The organism is Pseudomonas sp. D5(2026), assembly GCF_057766845.1.
On sequence record NZ_CM173421.1, the window covers coordinates 3,011,531 to 3,026,786 of the forward strand.

The window sequence follows — 15,256 nt, forward strand, 5'->3', positions numbered from 1 at the left end:
GTGGAATGCTGGGTTCAGTGTTGCCTGGGCTGGCCGCTTCGCGGAACCGCCCGCGCCCTAGGCAACGTGCGATTCACGAAACCATGCTGGTGCTGTGGGAGCGGGCGAGCCCGCGAAGAGGCCGGCAGCCCCGCCTCCACCTCAAACCCTGCAGCGCTTCAATGTTTCACTGGGAAACTCCTTGAATAACTGCCGGTAACTCTCTGAAAACCTTCCTAAATGCCAGAAAGACCAGCGCATCGCCACCTCGGCCACGGTCACGCCGCCACCGCGCAACAGATCACGCCGCGCACCGTTGAGCCGGCGCAGGCGCAGCCAGTGCGCCGGCGGCATGCCGGTAAACGCCTTGAACGCTTGCTGCAACTGGCGCAGGGAAACCCCAGCCACGTCTGCCAGCTCAAGCAGGTTCAGCGTCTCTTCCGGGCAGTCGGCCGCCCATTCGCTGACCCGGTGCATGATCGCCCTTTCCTCGTCCCGCCGCCCCAAGGCCACGCCCTGTAAACGCTGACTGGCGTTGTCGAGAATGAACAGACAGTCCTCCAGCAACTGCTCAGCCAGGGCCTGCCCTTGCGACGGGCAACCCTCCTCGCCCAACCGGGTCAAGGTGGCGCTGAGCCAGCTGCCGAACAGCGCATTCTGGCCGCTACCCAATGGCACCATGAACAACCCTTCCAGACGCTGCGGGTCTAGCCCATGGCGGGCCAGGAACGCCTGGTCGAACACGACCGCCACTTCGTGGTAGTTCTCTGGCGTAATCCAGATATTGCGGCTTTGTTCGTTCAGCAGGTACAGGCTGTTCTCACTGCGGTCGAAGCAAAACGCCAACGCGCCGCTTGGCGCGCGGAAAAACTGTTCCACCCGGGTGTTCAGGCGCTCTTCGTACACCTCCACGCCATCCAGCCCAAGGCAGCGCAGCTCACCGCTGAAGTACCCGGGCGACATCTGCCGGTACTGCTGCTGCCAGCCAGGGGTGGCGCGCACTTGCTCGGTGACGTCAGTGGTGTGGAAAGCCTGGACCTTCAACGCATTGGCGGTTGTCACACATCGTCCTGTATGCACTCTTTTGGTGCATTCGATACTGAAGAAAGTGGATAGATTGCCCCGGGGGGCTGCGCCCAAGATAGTCTGCAGCGCGTCACCTGGGAAGCGTAACGCCTTCGCAACTGTTCAACGGTTTTCGCAAGCGCCCACGCTCCCCCACTAAAACCCAACCAAGAGGTCTGTATGAACGCCCCCTTCGATCAGCTGTCCACCTGGCTGAAAGAACACCGGATCACCGAAGTCGAATGCGTGATCAGCGACTTGACCGGCATCGCCCGCGGCAAGATTGCGCCCACCGCCAAGTTCCTCCATGAGCGAGGCATGCGCCTGCCAGAAAGCGTGCTGCTGCAGACAGTCACCGGCGACTACGTCGACGATGACATCTATTACAACCTGCTCGACGCCGCCGACATCGACATGGTCTGCCGCCCCGACCCCTCCGCCGTTTACCAGATCCCGTGGGCGATCGAGCCAACCGCGATCGTGATCCACGACACTTTCGACAAGCAAGGCAACCCCATCGAGCTTTCGCCACGCAACGTGCTGAAGAAGGTGCTCAAGCTGTACGCCGACAAGGGCTGGCAGCCAATCGTCGCGCCCGAGATGGAGTTCTACCTGACCAAGCGCTGCGAAGACCCGGACTTGCCACTGCAGGTGCCACTGGGGCGTTCCGGCCGTGCTGAAAGTGGCCGACAGTCGTTCTCGATCGATGCCGCCAACGAATTCGACCCGCTGTTCGAAGACGTCTACGACTGGTGCGAGATCCAGGGCCTGGACCTGGATACGCTGATCCACGAAGACGGCCCGGCGCAGATGGAGATCAACTTCCGCCACGGCGACGCGCTGGACCTGGCCGACCAGATCACCGTGTTCAAGCGCACCATGCGCGAGGCAGCGCTCAAACACAACGTGGCCGCCACGTTCATGGCCAAGCCGATCACCGACGAACCCGGCAGTGCCATGCACCTGCACCAGAGCGTGGTCGACATCGCTACGGGCAAACCGATCTTCGCCAACGAAGACGGCAGCATGAGCCCGCTGTTCCTGCATCACATCGGCGGCTTGCAGAAGTACATCCCCAAGCTGCTGCCGATGTTCGCGCCCAACGTCAACTCGTTCCGCCGCTTCCTGCCGGATACTTCGGCACCGGTCAACGTCGAGTGGGGTGTAGAAAACCGCACCGCCGGCTTGCGCGTGCCTACGTCCAGCCCAGAGGCGATGCGGGTGGAAAACCGCCTGCCGGGCGCCGATGCCAACCCGTACCTGGCCATCGCTGCCAGCCTGCTGTGCGGCTACCTGGGCATGGTCGAGCAGATCGACCCTAGCGCAGCAGTGCAGGGCCGTGCCTATGAACGACGCAACCTGCGCCTGCCGATCACCATCGAAGATGCGCTGCAGCACATGGAAGACTGCGAAACCGTGCAGCAGTACCTGGGCAAGCAATTCGTCCAGGGCTACGTGGCGGTCAAGCGCGCCGAACACGAGAACTACAAGCGCGTCATCAGCTCGTGGGAGCGTGAATTCCTGATGCTGAGTGTCTGATCCACCGCGGGGGTGCTTTGCACCCCATGCACAGGCAACCCTGCTCCGAACTCGAAGAACAAGACCAACGAGGTGTTCCCATGCGTCATCTGCAAGCCCTGATCCCCGCTGCATTCACCCTGCTGTTCGCCACCACCACCCAGGCCGCACCCACGGTCAGTGTGTACAACTGGACCGACTACATCGGTGACACCACTCTGGCCGATTTCCAGGCCAGCAGCGGAATCAAGGTGGTCTATGACGTGTTCGACTCCAACGAAACCCTTGAAGGCAAGCTGTTGGCCGGGCGCACGGGTTATGACGTGGTGGTACCGTCCAACCACTTCCTCGCCCGCCAGGCCCAGGCCGGGGCCTTCCTGCCGCTGGACCGCAGCAAGCTGCCGAACTGGCAGCACCTGGACCCCAAACTGCTCAAACAACTTGAACAGAACGACCCCGGCAACCAGTACGCCGTGCCTTACCTCTGGGGCACCAATGGCATCGGCTACAACGTCGACAAGGTCAAGGCGGCACTGGGTGTGGACCATATCGACTCGTGGGCAGTGCTGTTCGAGCCCGAGAACCTGAAAAAGCTCAAGCAGTGCGGCGTGGCATTCATGGACTCACCCGACGAGCTGTTCCCGGCCGTGCTCAACTACCTGGGCCTGGACCCGCGCAGCGAAAAACCGGGCGATTACGCCAAGGCTGAGGCCCGCCTGCTCGAACTGCGCCCCTATATCACCTACTTCCACTCCTCCAAGTACGTTTCAGACCTGGCGAACGGTAATGTCTGCGTAGCGTTCGGCTACTCTGGCGACGTGTTCCAGGCCGCCAACCGCGCCGTAGAGGCGAAAAACGGCGTGAAGGTCGCCTACAGCATTCCCAAGGAAGGCAGCAACCTGTGGTTCGACCTGCTGGCCATCCCCAAGGACGCCAACAACCCCGAGCAGGCCCTGGCGTTCATCAACTACCTGCTCGACCCCAAAGTGATTGCCAAGGTCAGCGCCACGGTCGGCTATGCCAATGCCAACCCTGACGCCAAGGCCTACATGGATGCATCGCTGGTGAACAACCCCGAGATCTACCCACCGCAGGAGGTGCTGGACAAGCTGTACATCTCCAGCACCCCGAGCCCGAAAATCATGCGCGTCATGACCCGCTCCTGGAGCAAGATCAAATCCAACCGCTGAGTCGAGAACGCTCATGTCTTTCAATACCCAACACACCGCCTCGTACTACGCCGCTACAGCGCGCGACGCGGCACCCTACCCCAGCCTGGACAGTGAACTGACGGCCGACGTTTGCGTGATCGGCGGCGGGCTGACCGGGGTCAATACCGCCCTGGAGCTGGCCGAGCGCGGCCTCTCGGTGGTGCTGCTGGAAGCCCGTCGCATCGGCTGGGGCGCCAGTGGGCGCAATGGCGGCCAACTGATTCGCGGCATCGGCCATGATGTCAGCGGCTTTGCCCGGCATGTCGGCCAGGAAGGTGTGCGCTACCTGAAACAGGCCGGCATCGATTCAGTGGAACTGGTGGCCGACCGTATCGCCCGCTACGGCATTGCCTGCGATCTGCGCTGGGGCTTCTGCGAACTGGCCAACACCGAGGCGCAGTTCGCCGCCTTCAAGGATGAACAGGACGACCTGGCCGCCCTGGGCTATCGCCACGAAACACGCCTGGTCGGCGCCGGGCAGTTGAACGAGATCGTCGCCAGCGACCAGTACGCTGGCGGCCTGGTAGACATGGGCTCGGGCCACCTGCACCCGCTGGATCTGGTCCAGGGCGAAGCCCGCGCGGCCCACAGCCTGGGCGTGCGCATTTTCGAACAAAGCCCGGTGCTGCGTATTGAGCACGGGCCCAGGCTGACGCTGTACACGGCGCGCGGCAAGGTGCGTGCAAGCAGCCTGGTGCTGGGCTGCAACGCTCACCTCGATGAACTGGAGCCGCGCCTGAGTGGCAAGGTGCTCCCGGCCGGCAGCTATGTGGTGGCCACCGAACCCTTGCCCGAAGCGCTGGCCAGCAGCCTGATCCCGCAGAACATGGCGCTGTGCGACCAGAAGGTCGGCCTGGACTACTACCGTCTCACTGCAGACCGCCGCCTGCTGTTCGGTGGCGCCTGCCACTATTCCGGGCGTGACCCTAAAGACATCGGCGCGTACATGCGGCCGAAGGTATTGAAGGTGTTCCCGCAACTGGCCAACGTGCGCATCGACTACCAGTGGGGTGGCATGATCGGCATCACCGCCAACCGTTTCCCCCAGGTCGGGCGCCTTGGCCAGCACCCCAACGTGTATTACGCCCAAGGCTATTCCGGGCACGGGCTGAACGTGACGCACTGGACGGCGAAACTGCTGGCCGAAAGCATCGCCCTCGGCCATAGCCAGGGCCTGGATGTGTTCAGTGCCGTGCCGCACCTGACCTTCCCCGGCGGCAAGGCCCTGCGCTCACCCCTGCTGGCACTGGGCATGTTGTGGTACCGCTTGCGTGAGGCCCTGGGTTGAGTGGGCAACAACGTTTGCAGCGCCACTCAGGGCGAGCACGTCCCGGTCACGCATTCTGTACTTTTCAAAGAGGATTGCCCCGTCCACTGGCCAAGCGCCTCGTACCTGCTAGCGTTGTTGAGGCCGACCTCTCATGGATGCCTTTTCATCATGAAATCATTGCCTCGCATTACCCTGTTGTGCGCCGCGCTGCTTGCCGTGGCCGCCTGCTCCAGCAACCGCGTGGACCCCAAGGATTACTCCGGCTTCCTCAAAGACTACAGCCGGCTGCAAGAAGCCAAGAGCCCTTCGGGTGACCCGGTGATGCGCTGGATCGATCCTAAGGTCAATATCAACCAGTACAGCCAGGTATTCGTCGAGCCAAGCCAGTTCTACCCCAAGCCGCAGCCCACAGCGGTTATCTCGCAGCAGACGCTGCAGGAAATCACCCGCTACTTCAACGAGGCCCTGCGCCGGGAAATGAGCAGCGTGATGCCTCTGGCCAAGGGGCCTGGCCCGGGCGTGATAGTGGTACGCCCGGCGATCACGGCAGTGTCCACAAGTAACGAGGGCCTCAAGCCTTACGAGGTGATCCCTATCGCGCTAATTGCGGCAGGTGTGAATACCGCCATGGGTGGACGTGACCAGGACGTGGATGTCGGTGTGGAGGCAGCGTTTCTGGACGGTGCCAGCCAGAAGGTGCTGGCCCAGGTGGTCCGCAAGGGCGCGGGCCAGGAACTGGAGAACGACACGCAGAAGCTGACCTTGAATGACGTCAAGCCGGTGCTCGATGGCTGGGCCAAGGACATGCGTGCGAGCTTCCTGGCAGCGAAGCAGAAAGGCCGATGAGTCAGCGCTGACCCATCAGGTCAACGCGATCTGGTGAAGGAGCGGCCCATCGAGTCACAAGGCCGCTCCAGTTGATCGCGTTTAACATCAGCACTCGACAAAAGCGACCGCCAAACCGCCGCGCGAGGTTTCCTTGTAATTGGTATGCATGTCCGCCCCGGTATCACGCATGGTGCGGATCACCCGATCGAGCGAAATGAAGTGCTCGCCATCCCCCCGCAGCGCCATCTGCACGGCATTGATCGCTTTCACCGCAGCAATTGCATTGCGCTCGATGCAGGGCACCTGCACCAGGCCACCCACGGGGTCGCAAGTGAGCCCGAGGTTGTGCTCCAGGGCAATCTCGGCCGCGTTTTCCAGCTGCGGTGGCGTCGCCCCCAGCACCTGGGCCAAGCCGGCGGCAGCCATCGAGCAGGCCGAACCCACCTCGCCCTGGCAGCCTACCTCAGCCCCCGAGATCGACGCATTTTTCTTGCACAAAATACCGACCGCCGCAGCCGCCAGCAGGAAATCGACGACATCGGCATCGCAAACGGTCGGGTTGAACTTCATGTAGTAATGCAGTACAGCCGGGATAATGCCAGCGGCACCGTTGGTGGGCGCGGTAACCATGCGCCCGCCCGCGGCGTTCTCCTCATTGACCGCCAAGGCGAACAGGTTCACCCACTCCATGGCGCTGAGGGTTGAGCCGATCACGTTGGGCTTGCCCAACTCCTGCAGGCTGCGGTGCAACCGCGCGGCGCGGCGCTTGACCTGCAAGCCACCCGGTAGAACGCCCTCGTTGCGCAGGCCGTTCGCTACGCACTCACGCATGGCTGCCCAGATGCGCAGCAAGCCTTCGCGCACCTCTGCCTCCGGGCGCCAGGCGCATTCGTTGGCCATCATCAGTTGCGCCACGCTCAGGTTGTGGGCTTTGCACAAGGCCAGCAGTTGGGCACCACTGTCGAATTCATAAGGCAGCATCACGGCATTCGTTTCGCTTGCCGGCGCATCGATTTCGGCTTGCTCGACGATGAATCCGCCACCCACCGAAAAATAGGTCTGGCTCAACAGGCTGTGCTGCCCGTCGATGGCTTCCAGGCTCATGGCATTGGGGTGATAAGGCAGGCTCTCGTCGAGCAGCAGCATGTCACGGCCATAGTCGAAGGCCAGCGGATGGCTACCGTCGAGCATCAGGCAGTGTTCCTGCAGCACCTGGCCAATGCGCGACTCGATAGTGGCCGGGTCGATACGGTCTGGCCACTGGCCCATCAAGCCTAGCAGGCACGCGCGGTCGGTGGCATGGCCAACCCCGGTAGCCGACAGCGAGCCATACAGCCGCACTTCCACACGTGTTACCCGCGCCAGCAGCCCCTGCTCACGCAGGGCCTGGGCAAAGGTAGCCGCCGCCCGCATCGGGCCGACGGTGTGGGAGCTGGAAGGCCCGATGCCAATTTTGAAAAGGTCGAAAACACTGATAGCCATGCTAATGCCTGACCCTACCCTGACATGCATCCAAGGTAGGGTTGTCTGAAGAAATTGAGCGTTATTGCGATTTTGCGCGATACTGACGCCCTGGCTCACGGATGACCAACGAAACTTTCTAAGCAAGGCTTTAGTGGTACTAAACGATGCGACGACAACTCAATGGTCAGATGTTCGTCTGGCTACACGTATTTGCCTGCGCAGCCCGGCACTTGTCCTTCACCCGCTGTGCCGAAGAGCTGCACATCACCCCGGGCGCGGTCAGCCAGCAGATGCGCCAGCTGGAAGAGCGCCTGGGCTACCGGCTGTTCCTGCGCCGGGCGCGCGGCGTGGAGCTGAGCGCCGAGGGGCAACGCCTGGCTCAGACGGTGGCCGAGGCCTATGGCAGTATCGAGGCCGAGCTGCTGCGGCTGGACGCAGGGGAAATCCGCGGCACGTTGCGTGTGCGTTCGATCCCCTCGTTCCTGGCTAAATGGCTCACGCCGCGCTTGCCGCGTTTTCAACAACGCTACCCGGACATCGAGTTGCGCCTGGTGGCTGAAGACAGTGCCCAGGCGCTGACGCCGGGCGACTTCGACCTGGCCATCGACCTGAACGATGGCAGCTACCCAGGCATGCTCTCGACGCCGCTACTGGACGAGCAGATCTTCCCGGTGTGCTCACCTGCCCTGCTGCGTGGGCGCCCACCCCTGCACGGGCCAAGCGATCTGGTGCACTACCCGTTGCTGCATGACATCACCGCCTGGCGTGGCAGTTCGGAATATGCCGAGTGGGAGTTTTACCTGGAAGGCATCGGCGCCGCCGGCCTGGATGTGCGGCGCGGGCACACTTTCAACCGCAACCACCTGACCATCGAGGCGGCGATTGCCGGGATCGGCGTGGCCATTGCCCGGCGCACGCTGCTCAATGACGAACTGGAGCGCGGCGCACTGATCGTGCCCTTTGGTGTACCGATCGCCAACCACAAGCGTTATGTGGTGCATTACCCGCCAGGCGGCTTGAACCAGCCGGGTGCGCGGGCGGTGCATGACTGGCTGGTGGAAGAAGCGCGGGGGTTCAGGGCATTGCATCCGTTGAACAAGGACTGACTGGCGGTACACGGTCGATGCGGGCGTGCGTTGCTCAATAAGCCTGCTTACCCGTAAAGGCATTAAGCGTGCGCACCAGAATCACAAAGTCCAGCCACAACGACCAGTTGTTGATGTACTCGATGTCCGAGTCGACCCGCTGGATCATTTGCTCGATATCCTTGGTTTCCCCCCTGAACCCGCGCACCTGCGCCAAACCTGTCATGCCTGGCTTGATATTGTGGCGGGCAAAGTAGTCAACGATATCCTGCGAATACAAGGTGTCATGTTGCAGGGCGTGTGGCCGCGGCCCTACCAGGGACATTTCACCGGTCAGCACGTTGAACAATTGTGGCAGTTCATCAAGGCTTGTACGCCGGATAAAGGCACCGACCCGGGTCAGCCGTGGGTCATTCTTCTGCGCCTGTTTGACCACGCCCTCTTCCGGTTGGTGAACATGCATACTGCGAAACTTCCAGATACGGAACGATTCGCCTGTCCAGCCGGTACGTTCCTGGCGGAAGAACACCGGCCCGCGGCTATCGATCTTGATGGCCAGCGCAACAGCCAGCAATACAGGTGATGCAAACAGCAAAATCAACGCGGCCAGCACCCGGTCCTCAAGGTTTTTCAAGAACAGGCTCATGCCCGTCAAGGGTGTCTCCGACAAGGTCAGCACCGGAATGCCGGCAATTTCCCGCACGCTGTGGTTGATCAGGCGCAACGAGAAGATATCCGGTACCCAGTTCACCGCAATGCACTTGTCGAGCAACTTGAAATACACGTCGTTGATGACCTCGGAGCCACCTAGTGGCGTCACCAGGTACACCGTACGAATGCCGTGTTGGGCCACCAGCTCGTCGAGGTCGCCAATATGCCCCAGCACTGGCAGGCGCTGCTTGCCCTCGGCACTCTCCCCCCCCAGCCCATCGCCTTTGTCGAGCAGCACGCAGCCCAGCACCCGCTCGCCAAACCACGGGTTGTTGCTGATTTTCTGATACAGGAAGTTGGCCAGGTCACCGTTGCCGATGATGAGGGCATTGTCCAGGCGCGAATGCGCGCTAAAGCGTTTTTGCAGTTCGCGCACGGCAAAATGCAAGAATAACTGGGCGACATAACCAATGACGAACAGTTGCACCACCAATAGCCGTGAATAGGTTTCGCTCTGTTCGGTCAGGAACGCCATGACCACCAGGAAGCAAAATGTTGCCGACCAGGCCTTGAACAGGCGGAACGCCTTGATCGACAACCCGACGTTGGTGCGGTAGATCGCGTAATGATCATAAATGACTGCCAGTGCACCAATCAGCAACAGCAGCATGATCACGTAATCGGATGTGATGTAGCCGAACTGGTCGTAGATCAGGTACCAGGCAATACCGGTGACGGCAACACCATCGAGGCCGGCCTGGATGGCGTTACTGACACTGCTTCTTCTCTGGAGTAAGGAACGACTGCTTCTGGGTTCGAAAACCATTTCAGACCTCATCAAGATGAGCGTAGCAAGTGCCTTCCATCAAACAGCAAGCCTTGAAAACAGACTTAAGCAAAAACCGTGCAGCAGGCGCGTGGCGCCCTCAAGCGATTGATATCACTGTAGCAGCCACCCGCTGCTGGCGTACCCGGAATCACCGCTTTTGCAATTTTTGGCCGTTCATAGGGCCCGCCTGGCCGAAACCGCTGACCGCCGGTACAGCAGGGTGCGCAACAGGAATAGCGGATTGCCCACCACATAACGCATGAACAGGCGCTTGGGCTCGCGCAGCAGGCGGTACAGCCATTCGCCCCCCAAACGCCGCAGCCATTCGGGGGCACGGCTGACCTTGCCGCCGAGAAAGTCCAGGATCGCCCCTCCGCACACGATCAGGCATGGCCCGCCAATGGCTGCCAATTTTGCCGCCACCGCTTCCTGCTTGGGCATGCCCATGCCCAGTACAATCAGCTCGGGTTGCTCCCTGCGGACCAATTGTAAGTAGGTTTCTACGCTGGCAAAGCCATCGTGAACGGACACTGGCACAATGCCGAACTCGGCTTTACAGCGCTGCGCGGCCTGGTCCAGGTAGGGTTGCCGGGTGCCCCAGAAGGCGACTTTACGCCCTCGGTAAGTAGCCATGAGCCTGGGAATGAAGTCAGTGCCATTCATGTTGAGCCCGGGTTCCAGGCCCAGACCGCGATACAGGATCGCCATGCCGGCACCATCGCGCAGCAGCACATCTGCGGCCGACAGTGCCTGGCAGTAGCCACCATCGCGCACCACCAGGTTCATGGCATGGGCATTGACGAAGCCCAGCACGGTGCCCGTATCCGGTGTAGCCAGGCGATCGAGCAGGTGCTGCACTGCGGCGGCGTCAGCGATCACTTCCATCTGGTCGATCACGCGCTTCCAGCGATTCTGCCACTGAGCCATCAGTCGTCATCCCGTTTTGAACGCACCCATTCAACCTGGCGCTTGATCAGGAAGCTCAGGTACAAGGGAATCTTCCTGGCCGCGTAAAACGGCGCGTACAGCAACACCGAGAACGGTATCACTTCACGACAGAAGCGCGCCCAGGCCAACACCACGGCAAAGGCCAGCAAGGCCAAACCGGTAAAGGCGAGCCGCGCGGGCACCGCCAGGCCGAACAGCAGGTACGCCAGCCAGGTCACCAGATTAAGCCCGAGCAAGGCCAGCACCAGCAACGCCAGGGGTGGCACCAGCAAGTCCAGGGTCAAGGCCGCCAGGCTAGCATTGCGCTGGGTGATTGCAGCCATCGCCCGTTTGGGTGCATCGGCGAGCATCAAGCCCAGATGGCCATGCTCCCAGCGGGTGCGCTGGCTGTTGAGGCCCTGCTCGCTGAGCGGGAACTGGCTAGTGACAAGTGCCTCGGGGCAGAAAGCAGGAGGCTTACCCTGCTGGCAAAGGTCCAAGCCCAGCTTCACATCCTCGACCAGATGACCATTGGCCAGGTTGATCAGGCTCAGATCGTTCCAGGCGAACGCCATGCCCGCGCCCATCAGCTGGCATGGCAGGCCCAAGCGCGCCCAACCGCGCGGCCGCACCAGGTTCTTTACCCGCCAGGCAAACTCGGCAACCTGCACCTTCAACCCGGCACCTGCAGGTGCACGCATCAGGTACAGCGACTGTACCGGGCGGGCAAGTTCGTGGCAGCGGCGCGCCAGGCAGTCAATCGCCCCTTCGCCTACCTGACAGTCGGCATCCACCACAATTACAACCTCGGGCGGTCGTTGAGCCAGGTGGCGCACGCCGAAGTCCAATGCATACCCTTTGCCGCGCAACCGCGTATCGTGGCGCTCTACCACTTCGGCACCAGCCTCGTGTGCCAACTGGGCCGTGTCGTCAGAGCAGTTGTCCGCCACTACCAGCAAGCGATCGCCGTCCAGCAGTTGCGGCGTAACGCTGGCCAGCATCGCACGAATGACCAACGCCTCATCGTGGGCGGGCACCAACACCGCCACTCGCGGGCGCTCACCAATGCCGTTGGGCCTCGCCCGCGCTGGCAGGCACGCCAACAACACTTGCAGCACCAGGACCAACACCGGTACCAGGACGATGATCGCCAACAGGCCCAGTAACCAACCCAATACACTTATCATGCGTATGCCTTGAAATAGCCGGCCAGCCTGGCCGCCTCGGTGTCGATGTCATGCCGTTGCACTACACGCTGGTAGGCCACCTCGCCCATGTGCTGCAGTGCCTCGGTCGGTTGCGCCAGGCAGTCGGCCATGGCTGTTGCCAGCTCGTCAACGGCACCGGCAGGGAACAGCCAGCCGTTCTCGCCAGGCCGCACCAGCTCGGGGATACCCGCTACATAGGTGGTCAGCACTGGCCTGCGCAAGGCCATGGCCTCCATGATGACCACTGGCAAGCCCTCGGCAAAACTGGGTAGCACCAGCGCGCGGGCGGCCAGAATTTCCTTGCGTACCTGCGCACTGCTGATCCAGCCGGTGATATGCACTTGCTGCTGCAAGCCGTGCCGGGCAATCAAGGCCTCGATTTGCTCGCGCATTTCACCGTCACCCGCCAGCACCAGCTCGAAGGCGATCGATTGGGCAGCGAGACAGCGCGCCGCTTCCAGCAACAGCAGCTGGCCCTTCTGCTCGCACAGGCGCCCGACACACACCAGCCGTGGCGCCGGCGGCACATTGACCGGCGCCACCTCATGAAACCCACGCTCCAGGCCACAATGCACCACCTTCACCTTGCCCCAGTGCTCGTGCGCCACCCAACGGTACAGCTGGCTGCGCCCGTACGAGCTCACCGCCGCGACAAAGGCGGCGCGCCGCACCTTCTCACCCAGATGCAGAAACTGTGGTTTGTCGAATTCTTCGGGGCCGTGCACGGTAAAGCTGTATGCCGGCCCGCCCAGGACGTTGGCCAGCATGACCACCTCAGTAGAGTTGGTGCCGAAATGCGCGTGCACATGGGTCGCATCCCCTGCCAGCAACCACTGCAGCACTTGGCAGGCCTCGGCCAGGTAGACCAGATGATAGGGCCAGGCACGGTCGGCCCGCAGACCAAGGCGCATGGCCAGCCACAGCGCCTGGAAAAACCGCCGCGGCTGCGTACGCAGTACCTGCCACGTCGGTGCGAATAGCCCCTTGAGCCCACCTTGCAATACGTAGCGGGTCTTGCCCCGTTCGGTTGCGTCCTCGGCATCCTGCACCTCGGCGTCCCACCCACGCAGGGCTATACGTTGTACCTCAACCCCCTGACGCTCCAGCGCCAGAATTTCGCGACGGATGAAACTGTGGCTGACTTTCGGGTACTGATTGATGAAGTAAGCAATGCGCATACGAATCCAGATCCAAACCCGCTTGATGACCAACCTTCCCTGGCAACCTTCACTTCAGGCTGTCGACTACGGGCGGTCCGTCTACTGCCGATGCACTCACAGCAAATGCATCCCCCTGTTTTCCTTGTAGTCCAAGGTTGTGATTGCTGCTTGGCAATGCTGCCTGCAAACGGGTGAAAACATCGTCAAGCAATGCCTGGCGGCGGCGGTACATCGCCCGTTTTTTGGCCGGGATGTCGGCTTCCGCCCGTTGTGCCGGCGCTAACGGGAGGGTAAAAAAATCCTCACGGTCAGACGCTATGGCGCCGTGTTCTTGCCAGATAACGTCGTAGTTGGCCGCCAGGTCCTGGCCCTTGTCGTTGCCAAAATAGGGATGGCGATGGTGCCGGCAGGCGTCGCTGACGGCATACAGTTGCGTCACACCCAGGGTTCTGCCCAGGCATTTCAACGCTTCGAGCAACAGGCTGCGTGGCCGCAGCCCTTCGAAGTCCTTGGTCAGGTCACGGTAGATGGCCAGCGAGGTTTCGCTGTCGATACCTTTGTGGATGCCCTGCACCGCACCGATGAACAGGCAGGTCTCACCCTGGCTGCGGCCCAGGGTGAAGGCCAGGGATGCCACACGCAGGTCGGCCTGGAACAGGTTCAACACCAGCTCGCCTTCGCGCTTGAACCAGATTGGCCGATCCAGAACCAGGCAGCAGCCCGGCGAATGGCTGGACAGGTCACACAGCCTCAGGTTTTCGTCGCGTCCCAGCAGCAGCAACGCCGGGAACTGCCCAGCCACCCGTTCAAAGTGTGAAGCCACCACATCCAGACGCTGTGGCGCCTCCCAGCATCGGCTGATGTAAGGCCATTGCACGACACCGATACAATCCACACCCAGCCGCTGCAAACCATGCGGGCCCAGCGCCGCCGTCATGCGCTGCAGGAACCCGTTCAGCTCAGGCCACTGCCTGGCGATCTGCCGTGCCAACTTGTACTTGTTGTGCATCGCCCGCAACGAGTAACCCGGTTGCAAGGTAAACACGCTTTTCACGAGGGTGCCGAGCATCATGGGTTTCTCTCACTTGTACTCGATCAAAGCCGATTTGCCAGCCGCAAGACGGTGGCGCAGGAACTTCAGCTGGCCGAGCATTTCCGGGAATTTGCCCAACACCAGAAACACAGCCTGCAGCCAGTTCTCGCGCGTCGACTTGCTGCCGCGGCGAGCCAGGCGCAAGGCCTGCAATGGGTAGATCAACAGCAAGAGCAAGCCCCAGCCGCCCAGCAGCAGGCAGGCCAGCGCGATCACCAAGGGTATGCCCAGGCCCCACAACCAGGCCCGACGTGACTCACGCAGCCAATGCCGCTCGGGTGGCTGGCCATGCAGGTAGGCGCCCTCGGCATAGGCATGCCCAGCGCGCAGGCTACGCCGCCACCATTGGCTGAAACGGGTCATGCCGGCATCGTGCAGGGTCATCTCGGCAGCCAGTCGCCAGACTTTCCAGCCGTTGGCCCGTAAACGCACGCACAGTTCGGGCTCTTCTCCGGCTATCAGGTCAGGGCGGAAGCCACCCACAGCAGCAAAGGCGTCAGCCCGCATCAGTGCATCGCCGCCACAGGCCTTGGCCTCACCGACCGGGGTATCCCACTCCAGGTCGCACAGCAAGTTGTACACCGAACGCTGCGGGAAGCGCTCACGCCGGCGACCACACACCACTGCCACGGCGGGGTGCTGCTCAAGAAAAGCCTGCGCAGTGGCCAGCCAGGTGGCATTCACCTCGCAGTCGCCATCGACGAACTGTACCAGTTGCATCGATGGCAACAGGCGCTGCAAGGCGGCAAAACCTTCATTGCGGGCGCGTGCGGCGGTGAACGGGATACCCATGTCCAGCGCCAGCACGTCCACGCCAAGGTTGGCGGCCAACTGCAGCGAACCATCGGTGGAACCCGAGTCGACGTACATGACTTTGTCCGCCCCGTGCGCCAGCGAACAAAGGCAGCGCTCGAGACGCTGGCCTTCATTGCGGCCGATCACCACCACGCCGATCACCGTTGCCATAG

The 15,256-nt window shown here is 62.0% G+C and carries 13 protein-coding genes; 5 read left to right on the forward strand and 8 right to left on the reverse strand.

Features of this window, described 5'->3' with window-relative positions:
- Nucleotides 1-141: 141 nt before the first annotated feature.
- Nucleotides 142-1,041, reverse strand: a complete 900-nt coding sequence (locus AC3B5Q_RS13920) for a helix-turn-helix domain-containing protein (RefSeq protein ID WP_021785087.1) — start codon at nt 1,039-1,041, stop codon at nt 142-144.
- A gap of 183 nt (nt 1,042-1,224) precedes the next feature.
- Here AC3B5Q_RS13920 and AC3B5Q_RS13925 point away from each other — a divergent pair, with 183 nt between their 5' ends.
- The 4 genes from AC3B5Q_RS13925 to AC3B5Q_RS13940 all read left to right on the forward strand — a co-directional run bounded on the left by AC3B5Q_RS13925 (nt 1,225) and on the right by AC3B5Q_RS13940 (nt 5,889).
- The gene (locus AC3B5Q_RS13925) at nt 1,225-2,583 is read left to right on the forward strand and encodes a glutamine synthetase family protein (protein ID WP_103444373.1); all 1,359 of its coding nucleotides are present in this window, start codon (nt 1,225-1,227) and stop codon (nt 2,581-2,583) included.
- Nucleotides 2,584-2,663: 80 nt separating this feature from the next.
- Complete coding sequence (locus AC3B5Q_RS13930) at nt 2,664-3,752, forward strand: polyamine ABC transporter substrate-binding protein (protein WP_028697446.1); 1,089 nt, start codon at nt 2,664-2,666, stop codon at nt 3,750-3,752.
- 13 nt (nt 3,753-3,765) lie between these two features.
- Nucleotides 3,766-5,061, forward strand: a complete 1,296-nt coding sequence (locus AC3B5Q_RS13935) for an NAD(P)/FAD-dependent oxidoreductase (RefSeq protein WP_021785084.1) — start codon at nt 3,766-3,768, stop codon at nt 5,059-5,061.
- Nucleotides 5,062-5,211: 150 nt separating this feature from the next.
- A complete protein-coding gene (locus AC3B5Q_RS13940) occupies nt 5,212-5,889 on the forward strand; it encodes a DUF3313 domain-containing protein (RefSeq protein ID WP_021785083.1) in 678 nt (225 codons plus the stop codon).
- A gap of 87 nt (nt 5,890-5,976) precedes the next feature.
- Here AC3B5Q_RS13940 and AC3B5Q_RS13945 read toward each other — a convergent pair whose 3' ends face one another.
- Nucleotides 5,977-7,353 carry an L-serine ammonia-lyase gene (locus AC3B5Q_RS13945; RefSeq protein ID WP_103444372.1) on the reverse strand — a complete coding sequence of 459 codons (1,377 nt, stop codon included), beginning with the start codon at nt 7,351-7,353 and terminating at the stop codon, nt 5,977-5,979.
- 146 nt (nt 7,354-7,499) lie between these two features.
- Between AC3B5Q_RS13945 and AC3B5Q_RS13950 the strand changes: the two genes are divergently transcribed.
- Nucleotides 7,500-8,441 (forward strand): LysR substrate-binding domain-containing protein, encoded by a 942-nt coding sequence (locus AC3B5Q_RS13950; protein WP_021785081.1) that lies wholly within the window; start codon nt 7,500-7,502, stop codon nt 8,439-8,441.
- 34 nt (nt 8,442-8,475) lie between these two features.
- Here AC3B5Q_RS13950 and AC3B5Q_RS13955 read toward each other — a convergent pair whose 3' ends face one another.
- From AC3B5Q_RS13955 to AC3B5Q_RS13980, 6 genes are all read right to left on the reverse strand, one after another.
- Complete coding sequence (locus AC3B5Q_RS13955; RefSeq protein ID WP_021785080.1) at nt 8,476-9,897, reverse strand: undecaprenyl-phosphate glucose phosphotransferase; 1,422 nt, start codon at nt 9,895-9,897, stop codon at nt 8,476-8,478.
- A 177-nt stretch (nt 9,898-10,074) separates the two neighbouring features.
- Nucleotides 10,075-10,827, reverse strand: coding sequence for a WecB/TagA/CpsF family glycosyltransferase (locus AC3B5Q_RS13960; protein WP_021785079.1), 753 nt, complete (start codon nt 10,825-10,827; stop codon nt 10,075-10,077).
- Complete coding sequence (locus tag AC3B5Q_RS13965; RefSeq protein WP_021785078.1) at nt 10,827-12,014, reverse strand: glycosyltransferase family 2 protein; 1,188 nt, start codon at nt 12,012-12,014, stop codon at nt 10,827-10,829. Before AC3B5Q_RS13965 ends, AC3B5Q_RS13960 begins: the two co-directional genes overlap by 1 nt.
- Nucleotides 12,011-13,213, reverse strand: coding sequence for a glycosyltransferase (locus AC3B5Q_RS13970; protein ID WP_021785077.1), 1,203 nt, complete (start codon nt 13,211-13,213; stop codon nt 12,011-12,013). Before AC3B5Q_RS13970 ends, AC3B5Q_RS13965 begins: the two co-directional genes overlap by 4 nt.
- Before the next feature lie 49 nt (nt 13,214-13,262).
- Nucleotides 13,263-14,267, reverse strand: a complete 1,005-nt coding sequence (locus AC3B5Q_RS13975) for a VirK/YbjX family protein (protein WP_319298030.1) — start codon at nt 14,265-14,267, stop codon at nt 13,263-13,265.
- 9 nt (nt 14,268-14,276) lie between these two features.
- On the reverse strand, nt 14,277-15,254 hold the full coding sequence (locus tag AC3B5Q_RS13980) for a glycosyltransferase family 2 protein (protein ID WP_021785075.1): 978 nt from the start codon (nt 15,252-15,254) through the stop codon (nt 14,277-14,279).
- Nucleotides 15,255-15,256 lie beyond the last annotated feature (2 nt).